Genomic DNA, 13,028 nt, shown 5'->3' with positions numbered 1-13,028 from the left:
GCCCACGGGCTGACATCACTTCGCTCTTAACATTGTCGTCAACACACCGAGCCAAAAGGAGCTCACGATGACAATGACGTTCTATACCAACCCCAATTCGCGTGGACGCATGGTGCGCTGGATGCTCGAAGAAATCGGCTGCGCGTATGAGACGGTGGTGATGGATTACCAGTCGACCAGTCAGGCTGACCGTTGGGGTGGTGCTGCGCTGGCAGCGCCACTGGTGGCTGACGCGGATGATTTGCGAGTCGGTTTTTTTCGCGACGTGAACCCGATGGGAAAGATCCCGGCCCTGGTGCACAACGGCCAAACCATAACAGAAACTGCCGCGATCTGTGCGTATCTGGCTGACGCATTTCCCGAAGCCGGGCTAGCTCCGCTGGCGACGGAAAGGGCCGCTTTCTACCGTTGGATGTATTTCGCTGCGGGGCCGCTGGAGCAGGCGGTCACCAACCACCGCGCCGGTTTCAACCCGACGCCGGATCAGGAATTCTTCTTTGGCTACGGAAGCTATGAGCGCACGGTCGATCAACTTGAACGCGCGGTGTTGGCGCATCCATTTATTGCCGGTGAACGCTTCACCGCTGCAGACGTTTATGTTGGCTCACATATCGGCTGGGGGCTAGGCTTGCAAACCTTGCCGCCGAGAGCTGCGTTTCTCGCCTATGCCCAGAAATTGACCAGCCGCGACGCCTATAAACATGCGGTGGCGAAAGATGGAGCTTTGTTGGGTGCCAGATGAGTGATGCGCCTGCCATGGTTTTTCAGAAAACGCGGGGAACGTGATAATGCCGATTAACCGACTCGACTTCACCACACGTTTGCTGATCGACTCTGGCATAACTGAAGGGATGCGGATTCTGGACGTAGGCTGCGGTTCGGGCGATGTTGCTTTTCTGCTGTGTGATCTTGTGGGAAGAAGCGGAGAGATCATCGGAGTCGATCATGACGCCGACGCCATTGCCGTTGCACGCCAGCGCAGCGCAGGGCATACGCATCCTTCACTGACCTTTCTCAAGGGCAACCTCCAGGAATTGCCAGACTCTGTCGGCACTTTTGACGCCATCGTCGGCAGGCGCGTCCTGATGTATCAACGGGATGCGGTTGCGACAATCCGAGGGCTGTCGAAGTGTCTGTGTGCCGGCGGGATCATGGTCTTCCAGGAACACGATACGACGATGGCGCCTGCCAGCGTCGAGCCTTTCCCTTTGCATGAAAGAGCGCAGTCCTGGATACAGGAAATGATTGCTCGCGAAGGAGCGGATTTGCACATCGGGTTTAACCTGCACGGCATTTTCACCCAGGCAGGCTTGACTGTTGAAAGTGTGCGCGCTGAGTGCCTGATACAAACGCCTGATGCGCCCTACAGCCTTGGTGCCATTGTTCGGGCATGCTTGCCGCGAATCATTGCGTTAGGGGTGGCCAGTGCAGAGGAGGTCGACATTGAAACGTTGCAAGCGCGTCTGGATCAGGAGCGTTTAGCTTCTTCAGGCATCTATGTCGGTGATGTGATGTTCGGAAGCTGGGCGAGAAAGCTTTGACGTTTTAAACGGCGGAGATAGGGGGCCTGCGCATGTGAGCATGCGCCATTGGCCGTTGGTAGTGAAGGGCAGCAATCGATTAAAGCCAAAGTCAGGCTTGTGCCTCTCGTGCCAGGGGGTTAAGGCAGAGCGACTCGCTGTCAGTTGCTACGCCGGCAGAGGCCCGAACGCTCGGTATGAATCGATCAAAGAGTCGAAAAGCGAAATATCCGAGCGACTTCTAGCAAAGAGTTGGGCACCGACAACAGCAGCGAAAATCGCACGGGCTCTAGCTTCACTTTCACTTGCTTCGCACACGTTCGCAGCCAATAGAAGCTTGCTTAACCATGCAATGTTGACATCAGCAAAGGTCTGAATTTCTTTTGTCATCTCAATGGGCAAGGTATCGGTTTCAGCGCCCATGAAACTACCCAGACAAAGGCGATTGTCGGCCTCAAGCGATCTACGGAAGATTTCAGGAAAGCGGCGCAATGCGTCTATCGGAGATGGGCTTTCTGATTCGATGGCCTCTAGCGCGAGCGCACCGTCCTCCCAATAACGTTTGGCAACCGCAACACCCAGATCGGCTTTGCTTGGAAAATGGTAGTAAATACTTGCCGCTTTGATACCAACAGCTTGCGCAAGGTCGCGGAAATTCAAACCATTGTAGCCCTGCGATTGGGCAATCTTTTTGGCCGCCAGCAGAATGGCTTCTTTGGAGTTGACGCTCATGTTGGTGCCTTTCGTCTTGGGACGATCTTCCAAAATCGGGAAAGCTAATTTACAGCAAAGACCTACCGTGTGACAGGTAGAGTGTTGGCGGCGAGCCGTGAGCGCAACGTGACTTGGGTGCTCAAGTAGAGGCCGTTCACTACGGTCACCGAGAAGGCCAGGGGTGTGGCGATCTCGGCGCACGTAGTTTCCATTGAGCTGTTACTGGGCCGGCGAATCCAGCTCAGGAATGCCGCTGTTCCGATCAGCATAGGCAGCCTGGAAGCTCGGACGTTTTGTCCAGCGCTGCCAGTACGCATCCAGGAACTCAAAACGCTCGTCCAGTGGAGTGGCATTGACCGGGAATTTCGAAAAAGCGATCGCGGTTGCCAAGGTAATGTCCGAGAAGGTTGGGGCATCACCGCCGAGCAGCCATTCGCGGCCGTCGGACAGATGACGGTTAACCAGTGCAGCGTGAGCCAACGCCTCCTTACGGCAGTGCTCGCCCCAAGCCTCATTCTTGGTCAGTTCCAGCTTGAAGCCCAGCCCGGTATGCAACACGTGGAACGCTGTAACGATGCGGTACAGGATGTGCACCCAAACCCGATTGTCCCACATGTTATCCAGACCCTGTTCCAGTGCTGTCGCCCCCATTATTTTGCGACCGGGATACTCCTGATCAAGATAACGAACGATGGCAGCCGTTTCGGAAATGTAGCTGCCGTCTGCCAATTGCAGGGTGGGAGTTTCGCCCCACGGATTCATATTCAAATGACGCCAGCCACGCTGTTCGCCTAAGGGGGACATGTCATAGATGGTCTCGGCAAATTGGTCGGCAATGCCCTTTTCGTGCATGAACAGACGCAGACGCTGTGGGTTTGGAAAGGCCGAAGGCGAAGTGAACAGTTGAAGTTTATTAGTCATGGTCGATCCTGCAGAGTGGTGGCTGGGTTATCTATCTACCGTTTGGTAGGTATAATTTAGCTAGCAATTTCGGGTGCGTCAACACCTATCTAACATTCGTTAGGTACATTTTTATTGGGGTGTTCTGGCTGCATCGGTTCGATTGAGGAGAATCGCTCGCTGGAGCTGGAGCTGGAGCTGGGGAAGGGCGTGGGATCTAACATCGGGCGCGAGATAGAACTGCGTCATCCCGGCTTCGTGATTGCAAGGATTTGACCAGCCACAACATCCTCAGCATGGGCACCTATTTCGCGCCGCCCAGTGTGAATTGGAGAAGACGTGACTACCGGACAGTTTTCCTCTGACCGCTTCGAAACCGGCTGGCGCCAAGCGCTTGAACACCGCCTGCTGCAAAACGCTGCGGCAACTGTTGGCGCTGCAGACCATGCGTGGATTCCCTGTTCTGGATCGCGGTAACCGAAGCGATTTCAGGCGGGGGGATCCAGCAGGGGAATCAGGCGCGGCTCGATGCTGTCGGGTTGTATCTCAAGAACCGCCAGCGTGACCGGCAATTTGAAACGCCGAGGGCCGGCGCTTCCAGGGTTCACGTATAGACGATCACCGCGCCATTCGATGCGCGGTTTGTGGGAGTGGCCCGTGATTAAGAGCTTTATGTCTGGATCTAGATCGGCAGGGACGTCGCCGATGTCGTGGATAAGGAGTGTTTGCCAACCGTTGAGAGTGCATGTCAGAAGGTCAGGAAGGTCTTTGGCCCATGGGCTGCTGAGATCATTGTTGCCGCGCACGGCGTGGACGGCAGCAATTTTGGACAATTGGGCGAGGATGTCCGGGTTGCCGATGTCGCCGGCGTGAATGATGAGGTCACAGCCTTGGAGCGCGTCGATGGCTTCGGAGCGGAGGAGATTGTGAGTGTCGGATATTAGGCCGGTTTTCATGGGCCAATTCACCTTGGACGTTTCGGGTAGGAGTGACTGTTTTCAGCCAAAAGCAGGCCTTGTCACGCGCGACTTATGGACTTAGGTTTCGCTGTCTTCAACTACTGATGGCGTCGCAGCCGACCCTGCTAACAGGCCCCCATCAATATTGAACTCACTACCGGTAACATAGGTTGCGTCATCCGAGGCGAGCAATAAAGCCAAAGCGGCCACTTCTTCAGGCTTTCCGAATCGCCTAAGCGGAGTATCTTGAACCAGCGCCGCCATTCGCTCTTCGCGACCTGCATCCTCACCCAGCATGGGTTCCCATATGGGAGTGAGGATGGCTGCCGGATGAATTGAGTTGCATCGAACGTTTAGCCCTTGCTCGGCGCAGTAAAGCGCTACCGTCTTAGTGTGATTGCGAACGGCAGCCTTGGACGACGCGTACGCTGCAGCGCCTGGAATGCCAACTAGGCCGGAACGAGAGGAAATGTTGATTATGGAGCCCACTCCTGACTGGCGCATGGAGCGAATGGCATATTTACAACCCAAGAATACACCGTCGAGATTGGTGTGATGCACAGCGCGCCAGTCCTCCAGTCGTGCATGCTCCGGATCATGCCGCACGGCGCCTTTCTCAAATCCGGTAATACCTGCGTTGTTCACCAAGACGTTCCAACTGCCGCGCTCATTCAAGATCTGCGTCGCCGCCCGCTGCCAATCTTCTTCACGCCGCACATCCAAACGAAGATAGCAGGCGCGATTACCCAGCGAGCTTGCAACGTTTTCGCCGAGTTCATCGTTTATATCGGTGACGTAAACGAAGCAGCCTTCTTGCACGAAGAGTCGGGCAATTGCAGCACCAATCCCTTGAGCCGCGCCCGTCACAATTGCGATCTTGGAAGTCAGTTTATTGTTCATAAATGTGGAATCTTCCTTAATATGCTTTCGTTCAAAAAGGTCTAAGCCCTACGCCATGCTTTCGCCTCAAGAAGAAACCTCTTCCGTAGTAAGACTTAGAAATCTAGCATGCTTGCCGCAAATTGCGGATGTAGATGACTGGCTGCGATTGGCCGTAAGCATCCATGAACAACGTGGTGGGTTCACACATCTAGCTTCGTTGTGACTCATTAGTGCCCAACGCATTGCCCCACCAAGCGCTGCAGGCACGCTAGCTAAACGCAATACTGTAAACATCCGCCGGAGTAAAAGGCTGAATGATTGTTGCGATCAAGTAATCAAGAGATCTGGGAGGCACGCAGGCTAAATACCGCCACGCATCTGCAGCTAGTGATTGGATGACCTACCGATCATCAACGCAGAGTAACCATGCCTAGCGAAATGCTTATTCGATGAACGGCATCCTATGACCTTCAAGCGTTGCTATACCCATTGAGGTTCAGCCGTGAAAAGGATTTTTTATGTCGAAGGCGATCACTTGTGTCGGCCTGCCGGATTACTGCGCCGCTATGAGCCCAAGGATGTGTGGCGTCTTGGCAGGATTCATGTCGTTATACCCGGCTCTCGCGCAATCGGCGGACGTAGGGCCCGGTACGATCAATGCCACGATCATCGTCGGGAGCGGTTTGACCACAGTGGTAGGCGGAACCACGGTGCAGACGCCGGGATACGCTGCCTCTGTTAGCGGCGGGACACTGGTGGTTGATCCCTCTGCCTCGATTCCGGGGCCAATAGTTCTAAACGCCACCAACTTCAACTCTTTTGCTATCTATTCCACCGGCGGCTTGGTCGATATACGAAGCGGTTCGACGTCGATGTTTACTACGGGCGCAGCATCTTCCGCGTTGTGGACGCAAAATAGTGGCGCTTCGGCTGTTTCGGCAGGCGGGCTTAACATTCATACAACAGGCGGCTACGGCACCGTCGGCGGATTACCGGTTGGTTCGTACGGCGTATCTGCCAGCCACAACAGCAGCATTTCGTTAACGAACGCCAATATCTTAACTGAGGGTGTCGGTGCGGCAGGTGCATATGCATTGGGCAGCCGTATGTCCCTTAATGGCGTCAACATTGAAACGCGCGGCTCCGCCTATAGTGACGGTACTGGAACCTATGGCTCCTATGGAGCAATCGCCAACTCGCTCAACGGAATCCGCAGTACCCTTTCGCTGACTGGAGGCTCACTGCGGACTGCGGGTAATACTGGGTACGGCCTTTTTGCGCTTGCCTCAGACGTGACAGCCAATGGAACTGTAATCACGACCACTGGAAGCAGTGGTTATGGGGTATTCGCGCGACTTGGTTCCGCTATCAATGCTACCGGGCTTGAGGTCACTACTAGCGGAACGAATGGGTATGGTGTTTACGCCGTCGAGGGATCGACGATTACGATGCAGGACTCTCAAATTATTACCCAGGGCGGCACAGGTTACGGCGCGCTTAGCTATGGGCCAAACTCTCGCGTAAATCTCACGAACGTAGACATCTCCACCGTCAACGGGCCGGGGGTTACTGCTTGGGGAAATGCTGCGACCGACAACGTTCAAGCGAAGGTGACTGGCGGGACTGTCCAAACGTTGGCCAATAATGCTCACGGCTTATATGTCCGAGGTGTGCTGGCAACCATTACTGCTGATTCCACTCAAGTCTCCACGGCGGGTCAAGGTGCCGCTGCGGCTCGCGTCCTTGATGGGACACTTACTACCAATGGAGCTACGTTGCTTGCCAACGGAAGCGATGCCGCTGCACTTACGATAAATGCCAATGCCGGCCAAACTGCACGAGCGGCCATCGCCGGCGGCGAGTTGCGAAGCGCGCAATCCGATGCCATCGCCGCCACTAGCGGCTCGTCGCAGGTGAACCTGACAGGCACCACAGTGACGGGGGAAACGAACTGGCTGCATGTGATTGGTAATCCTTCGGCTGTCGCTGATCCCTTTGCAGAGCCTGAAATCACCACGGTCGCAAACGTACCTTCCTCCGGCTTGTCTGGCGTGGGCGTCAACGTTATTCCAGGCGTAAGCGTTACAGCCCCAGGGGCGTCCGCGAGCACTCTGGTTACGGCGTCAGGAGCAACATTAAACGGTGCAGCGCTAACCGAGACAGGCGCATCGTCGAATGTGTCCTTGACAGATAATACGGTCTGGAACCTCACGGGAAACTCCAACGTCACGTCATTGAGCAATCGGTCGAGCCTCATCCAGTTTTCGCCACCGGTGGGCAGCGTTTTCAAAACTCTGACAGTGACAAATTACGAGGGCCAGAACGGCACTATCGGCTTGAATACCTTTCTCGCCAGTGACGACTCTCCATCAGATAAGGTGGTCATAGACGGCGGCAATGCCTCTGGCACCAGTTTCCTCAGTGTCAAAAACACATTAGGTCAAGGTGCTTTGACCACCAATAACGGCATTCTAGTAGTGGACTCGGTCAACGGAGGTCGTACTGCCGCTGGGGCATTCGCTCTTGCCAGCGCGGTATATGCCGGGCCGTATGAGTACACACTGCATCGATCCAGCAATGACACTAGCAACCCGGAGGCTTGGTACTTACGTTCGACGATTGAGCCGGATCCCCCCGTTCCCCCCGTTCCCCCCGTTCCCCCTGGGCCACCTGTTCCACCAGATCCCGCTCCTCCAGGCCCGCCTGTCCCACCGGAACCCGTACCGCCGAACCCGCCCGTCCCCGTTCCGCCACAGCCTCGTCCTGCGCCGGTGCCCAATTTTAGGCCGGAGACTTCGCTGTATACCGCTGTGCCTGCCCTTGCACTTGTTTATACCCGCACCCTCGTCGACACGCTGCACGAGCGCGTGGGCGAAGAGCGACTGAACCAGAGCGGCTCACCGGCTGGTGATGAAAATACCTACGGGCCTTCGTTGGGCTGGGGTCGATTAATCTACCGCAGTGGCAAGCAAGAGGGATCGCGTCAGAGCTTCGGTGGAAGTACCCCTGAGTACAACTATGACCTATCCGCCTTTCAAGTCGGCCTGGATCTCTACCGTGATGTAAAACCAGACGGAAGTCATGAACAGGCGGGAGTCTCCCTCGCCGTGGGTAGCATTGATGCTGGAGTTTCGCATCACACAGGCAACAGCGCGGGTGAAGATACGTTGAGGGCTTATAGCCTCGGTGGGTACTGGACATACTTTGGCCAGAATGGCTGGTATCTGGACAGCGTTCTGCAAGTCCATCGCTTCGATATTGAAGCTAAGCCGAATCGTACGGCTAAGCTGAAAACTCGTGGGTGGGGCTACAGCGCTTCATTGGAGGCAGGTTATCCATTTGAGATGAAGAAAGATCTGTACATAGAGCCTCAGGCACAGGTCATCTACAGCTCAGTTGATCTCGATGATAGTGATGATCTCGCGGCAGAAGTGCGTTTCAAGGATGTTGATTCGCTTCTAGGACGTGTCGGTGTACGGTTCGCCAAGGATTGGGAAACCGAAGGCACTGATCACACCGTGCGACGCACTAACGCGTGGATTCGCCCGAGCGTATGGCACGAGTTCAAAGGGCAGCCTAAGACCGAATTTTCGTCGCAGAACGGTTATGTGCCGTTCGAAGCCGATATAGGCGGAAGCTGGGGAGAGGTGAATGTAGGGCTCGATTATCAAGCCAATGCACGGACGACATTTACCGTTTCTACTGGCTATCGCGAATCTTTTGAGGGTGACAGCCACGGTTACGATGGAATGATCGGGGTCAAAGTGACATTTTGACCGGTATGCTCGGAGCCGCTTTTATCAGCGAGTTGAAGCCTCTACGCCAGTTCACTTGGACGCTGACGCCAATGAATGCTTGGTCGTGCGTCAGCGAGTATGAACAGCATGTTTTTCCACGATTTCGCGTTGTGATCTATGGGCGCGTAGACTCTAAAGCGTCCCGCCTTACCTGGCCTTGACCGTCCACCGTAGTGATTTCATGCGGGGGGATCCAGCAGGGAAATCAGGCGCGGCTCGATGCTATCGGTTTGTATCTCGAGAATTGCCAACGTGACCGGCAATTTGAAACGCCGAGGGCCGGCGCTACCAGGGTTCACGTATAGACGATCGCCGCGCCATTCGATGAGCGGTTTGTGGGAATGGCCGGTGATGATGAGCTTTATGTCTGGATCTAGATCGGCAGGGACGTCGCCGATGTCGTGGATAAGGAGTGTTTGCCAACCGTTGAGAGTGCATGTCAGAAGGTCAGGAAGGTCTTTGGCCCATGGGCTGCTGAGATCATTGTTGCCGCGCACGGCGTGGACGGCAGCAATTTTGGACAATTGGGCGAGGATGTCCGGGTTGCCGATGTCGCCGGCGTGAATGATGAGGTCACAGCCTTGGAGCGCGTCGATGGCTTCGGAGCGGAGGAGATTGTGAGTGTCGGATATTACGGCGGTTTTCAAGGGCCAATTCTCCGTGGACGTTTCGGTTAGGGAGTGACTGTTTTCGACCCATTGCAGACCTTCAGGTGGGTAAATTTTTGTCACCTCGTGAATGGCATTTTCAAGGACTTTGCGATCCGATCTAAAATTTTTATGCATTTTTCAGAAACAACGAGCGGTGGTTCGTCAATCATGTAAACCAAGTGTTCGAACGCTACTCTAGCCTCGTTGTGATCGACATAATCCAGAACTATTTCACCACCATTCTCTAAACCTGCCTGAGCTAATGCATGGCCTTCCGGTACAGGGCCGAGCTGGTCGTATGCAATGGACATCAGCGCCGAGATTTCCTCAAGTGCCTCAACGAAATCGGCCCTCAAATCGTTGTTAAGGTGGCTCATAGCAAACATTCCTTCGATTATGGTGACCTGCGTTCCGTTCCCGTCTGGTCGATTGATGCCCACAAACTGATCTTTGTGCACGCGCTTGGGAGGCTAATGTCGACTGTTCGCTCTTGGGTCACGCTTTACCCATTTTCTGGTACGAAGCATCGACGAACGTGATGTGCTCATCCCCAAGCATTCAAAGCATGATCGACTTTGCAACAGATGGATGCACTCGTGAAGACTTCATCCAACACTTGCAATCGATCAGCCCTCAATCAAAAGCGTCGACTTGTAACACTCAGCTGATGCAATGGAGTCAGCGCACATTTATCACGACAGTCTCCAGTGGAAGGGCATCAAGCCTGACGTTTCATTGCTGCTGATACCTCGGGCAGACAAAGTTATGTCGCTTGTCAGCCCGGCCTATCATACGGACTATGGGGTCGGAGCTTGGCAAATCGGGGCTGAATCAGAAGGGGAGGCGCTGGGGATCGAGCTCAAACGTATTTTGAGTGCAGTCTCAATCGCGGCCGCTCCGAAGCGTACAGTTGCTACTGGAGCGGCGAAGTAATCGGATTCGCACAGTAGCGCTAAACTCGCTGACAATCCCACAACCCGAAATAAAGTCTTCGGCTCCCGGCGTATTGGTTCGCGACGCCGGTGCGACCGTTCAGGTTCACAAGCGGCAATGTTTTCGATCTTCACAATCGTTCAACGCTCGTGGACAATCCGCGCTCTGTTCCGGGGTAGTTCAGCGGTAGAACACTCGGCTCTTAACCGGGTGGGCGCTGGTTCGAATCCAGCCCCCGGACCCACAACATCGCAGGCTCGGAAGGACTCATGCTCAGGGACGAAAGGGAATCGAATGCGAATGCCGGCATAGGTGCCGGCTATGCAGCCTTTCAACTGTCTCGAGCACTCACTGCACCGGGCCTCGACAATGACGGACAGACGAGCAAGCGCATCGAGCGCTGGCGCAATGTAATCGAGCACATATTGCAGGGATCGGCGTCGTATGGCTCAAGAACTCCATTCGCGGATGTGCCTGAGTGGGTCACGCTGGAAGTCGTCACTGGAGGTTTCGCCACTGGGCAGTTCTTGGCCGGCGGTGCACTGACCGAGTACGAGCGACAGTTGGCTGCTTCGATTCCTGGTATCCGTCCTGGCTTCGAGCGACTCGATCTCAACACTTGGCACCTTACGGAGGAGGGGATCGAGGTACTGCAAACGAAGCTGGCGAGCGGGGATTATCGAATCGAGGTGCCCGAAGAAGCTGCACTGCTGACCGTGGCCTGGTTGCTGGGGCAGCAACGTACAGAGAGTGCATGGGACTTGGTTGAAGCGATAGCGCCTTTCTTTGAACAGCTGCGATTCTTTCCGATGGCTTCTGACGGTTTGCCGCTTTCTTCAGGGCAAGTGCAGGCTTTTACTGTCGGTGATGTCAGGGCCGTGCTTTCAAATCGCCCGGCACAGGCGCGCGTGGCAGTGCAGAAGCATGTAGTTGAAACTCGTTTACCGCTTTACGATTCGGCGGTGTCGCTGTTCCTATTAACGTATCAGGATAATTGGCCTTGTCGCCGGTACCCCGAGGGCTGGTTTGAGCAGGCGAATATTCTGAAGCGGCAGTTCAATGCTTCTTGCCCCAGCGCTTCAGGTGAAGCTGAAAGCTCAAGGGATCGGGCAGGGGAGTTGTTTGCACTGCTGGGGAGTTGCGCAAGCGATGTGGCGTCGCTTACGGGACGGCAAGTCGGACGAATTCGCAGGATCGTCGACGATTTCGTACGCAAGCATGGTCATCCCGAATCCGAATCTCATCAAAAGCACAGAGACTCTCAACGTAGTCACGTGTCCGCACCCGGTCACCATCTATTTGCTAAAGCGGTTGCCGCACGTCTGAGCAGGTATCCCGGTTCGGATGGAGTTTCCGACTTTTCATCTCTGCTGCAACCCGTTACCTGCGAAGAAGCGACCGCATATTCGCTGTTAACAGGTATCGCCATTCCTCCTGATATTGGTCGACGCGTCGAGCGGTGTCGAAAGGGCACAATTGCCGAGTTGATCGAGAAAGGATTGATTACATCCGGGGATACCGTGGCGCGGCTGCTGCCAGCGATAACGGCTGAGATCTGCAGTGCAGGATTTCGCGATATGTCGCTGCGGATGCTCTCTGTAGCAACCTATCGCGCCTTTCGACAACGCCGATCATTGTTGCTGTTGGATCTGCAAAGTCAGGTCAGGATGAATGAATTGCCATGGGTGGCGGCTGTTGAAGTCGAGCGTAAAACGGACGCGGTGGTCGCTGACGCAGCCAGACAGGTCCTGATCGAATCCGCAGCAATGACCCTTTGTGCTTTTCCTCAAGCGATCCTGCCCAACAAACTGATTCAGGAATTTGCCGCGCTTGCGGCGATGGCCAAGCTGGATCTGCCTTTTGTGAAAGAAGTCGCCTCGGACATTTTCATGGGCGCTTTCTCTAACAAGTACATAAGAGCAGCCAGGCAGGCGGCATCTTTGACAGGTGGCACGCTATACGCCAATTACTACGACATTGATGCAAGCCAATTGGCGATGCTTCCTGATCAACCGAAATCCAGGCGCAAAAGGTTCTCCAGGCCTGACGCTAGTACCAGGGACGCATTGGCCAGATTGTGCTCCCAGCGCGCTGATGAGGGCCTGGGGACATGGCGACCGGCGACTAACGGGAAAATCATTGAGCAACAACAGATCCTGACGACACAAAACCTCTCGCTCTTATTTGGTGAGCTTGGGTTGAAAGCGCTATTGCAGGATCGCCTGGCTTCGATGGCCGAGGAATGCTTCAGATGGATATGCATACGCCAGCAGATGAAGTTGAGGTTTTATCACTCCAGCCTGGTGATGATCAAAAATACAGCGTACGCGTGGCGGCAGATGATGTTTTATCTAGCGATGCTCGATGAGGCAGAAATGCAATTCGCGATTGAACGTATCGAAGCTCATTTCGCGACTCAGCCTAGTGCATTTCGTGAAAGGTTCCTGCCGGCGATTAGAGGATTGCGAGTAGCAGCTTCTGGCACACCGTTGACCGAGGCTCGCCAAGCAAGCGAACGTGCTCAGGTTTTTATCGGATGGACTACCGGGAGACATTGGTTGCTGAAGCTGCAAACGAATGGCGTTGCTTAGATTGAGAGGTTGGGAGTGGTGGAGCACCCAGAAGAAAATAACCGAATTTCATCTAGATAAAAAATATTAACGAAAACAATTG

General features: G+C 54.7%; 10 protein-coding genes and 1 tRNA gene. 5 read left to right on the top strand and 6 right to left on the bottom strand.

Annotation, left to right across the window (positions count from 1 at the left end; genetic code table 11):
* Nucleotides 1–67 precede the first annotated feature (67 nt).
* A complete protein-coding gene (locus tag J3P75_RS14330) occupies nt 68–742 on the top strand; it encodes a glutathione S-transferase family protein (protein ID WP_434707142.1) in 675 nt (224 codons plus the stop codon).
* A 46-nt stretch (nt 743–788) separates the two neighbouring features.
* Nucleotides 789–1,541, top strand: a complete 753-nt coding sequence (locus J3P75_RS14325) for a methyltransferase domain-containing protein (protein WP_434707141.1) — start codon at nt 789–791, stop codon at nt 1,539–1,541.
* Nucleotides 1,542–1,688: 147 nt separating this feature from the next.
* Here J3P75_RS14325 and J3P75_RS14320 read toward each other — a convergent pair whose 3' ends face one another.
* The 4 genes from J3P75_RS14320 to J3P75_RS14305 form a co-directional block, all read right to left on the bottom strand.
* Nucleotides 1,689–2,252, bottom strand: a complete 564-nt coding sequence (locus J3P75_RS14320) for a TetR/AcrR family transcriptional regulator (protein ID WP_434707140.1) — start codon at nt 2,250–2,252, stop codon at nt 1,689–1,691.
* Between the two features lie 201 nt (nt 2,253–2,453).
* Nucleotides 2,454–3,155: a glutathione S-transferase family protein gene (locus J3P75_RS14315; RefSeq protein WP_208937558.1), complete on the bottom strand. Its 702-nt coding sequence runs from the start codon at nt 3,153–3,155 to the stop codon at nt 2,454–2,456.
* Nucleotides 3,156–3,622: 467 nt separating this feature from the next.
* Nucleotides 3,623–4,090: a metallophosphoesterase family protein gene (locus J3P75_RS14310; RefSeq protein ID WP_434707139.1), complete on the bottom strand. Its 468-nt coding sequence runs from the start codon at nt 4,088–4,090 to the stop codon at nt 3,623–3,625.
* Nucleotides 4,091–4,171: 81 nt separating this feature from the next.
* Nucleotides 4,172–4,993, bottom strand: a complete 822-nt coding sequence (locus tag J3P75_RS14305; RefSeq protein ID WP_434707138.1) for an SDR family oxidoreductase — start codon at nt 4,991–4,993, stop codon at nt 4,172–4,174.
* Nucleotides 4,994–5,493: 500 nt separating this feature from the next.
* Here J3P75_RS14305 and J3P75_RS14300 point away from each other — a divergent pair, with 500 nt between their 5' ends.
* Nucleotides 5,494–8,751 carry an autotransporter outer membrane beta-barrel domain-containing protein gene (locus tag J3P75_RS14300; RefSeq protein WP_434707137.1) on the top strand — a complete coding sequence of 1,086 codons (3,258 nt, stop codon included), beginning with the start codon at nt 5,494–5,496 and terminating at the stop codon, nt 8,749–8,751.
* Between the two features lie 200 nt (nt 8,752–8,951).
* Here J3P75_RS14300 and J3P75_RS14295 read toward each other — a convergent pair whose 3' ends face one another.
* Both J3P75_RS14295 and J3P75_RS14290 read right to left on the bottom strand, forming a co-directional pair.
* Complete coding sequence (locus J3P75_RS14295) at nt 8,952–9,419, bottom strand: metallophosphoesterase family protein (RefSeq protein ID WP_434707136.1); 468 nt, start codon at nt 9,417–9,419, stop codon at nt 8,952–8,954.
* Between the two features lie 80 nt (nt 9,420–9,499).
* Nucleotides 9,500–9,799 (bottom strand): hypothetical protein, encoded by a 300-nt coding sequence (locus J3P75_RS14290; RefSeq protein WP_434707135.1) that lies wholly within the window; start codon nt 9,797–9,799, stop codon nt 9,500–9,502.
* 725 nt (nt 9,800–10,524) lie between these two features.
* On the opposite strand from J3P75_RS14290, the gene J3P75_RS14285 reads away from it, so the two are divergent.
* Both J3P75_RS14285 and J3P75_RS14280 read left to right on the top strand, forming a co-directional pair.
* Nucleotides 10,525–10,599 (top strand) — tRNA-Lys (locus J3P75_RS14285).
* Between the two features lie 25 nt (nt 10,600–10,624).
* Entirely contained in the window at nt 10,625–12,946 is a 2,322-nt protein-coding gene (locus tag J3P75_RS14280; RefSeq protein ID WP_434707134.1) for a hypothetical protein, read from the top strand.
* Nucleotides 12,947–13,028 lie beyond the last annotated feature (82 nt).

Source organism: Pseudomonas sp. R1-1 (assembly GCF_051132135.1).
GTDB lineage: Bacteria > Pseudomonadota > Gammaproteobacteria > Pseudomonadales > Pseudomonadaceae > Aquipseudomonas.
This window is presented reverse-complemented; position numbering and strand designations above follow the sequence as displayed.

Coding starts and splice junctions, on each gene's coding strand:
- J3P75_RS14280 (WP_434707134.1), top strand. CDS start 10,625: ATGCTCAGGGACGAAAGGGAATCGAATGCGAATGCCGGCATAGGTGCC.
- J3P75_RS14315 (WP_208937558.1), bottom strand. CDS start 3,155: ATGACTAATAAACTTCAACTGTTCACTTCGCCTTCGGCCTTTCCAAAC.
- J3P75_RS14310 (WP_434707139.1), bottom strand. CDS start 4,090: ATGAAAACCGGCCTAATATCCGACACTCACAATCTCCTCCGCTCCGAA.
- J3P75_RS14330 (WP_434707142.1), top strand. CDS start 68: ATGACAATGACGTTCTATACCAACCCCAATTCGCGTGGACGCATGGTG.
- J3P75_RS14290 (WP_434707135.1), bottom strand. CDS start 9,799: ATGAGCCACCTTAACAACGATTTGAGGGCCGATTTCGTTGAGGCACTT.
- J3P75_RS14300 (WP_434707137.1), top strand. CDS start 5,494: ATGTCGAAGGCGATCACTTGTGTCGGCCTGCCGGATTACTGCGCCGCT.
- J3P75_RS14320 (WP_434707140.1), bottom strand. CDS start 2,252: ATGAGCGTCAACTCCAAAGAAGCCATTCTGCTGGCGGCCAAAAAGATT.
- J3P75_RS14305 (WP_434707138.1), bottom strand. CDS start 4,993: ATGAACAATAAACTGACTTCCAAGATCGCAATTGTGACGGGCGCGGCT.
- J3P75_RS14325 (WP_434707141.1), top strand. CDS start 789: ATGCCGATTAACCGACTCGACTTCACCACACGTTTGCTGATCGACTCT.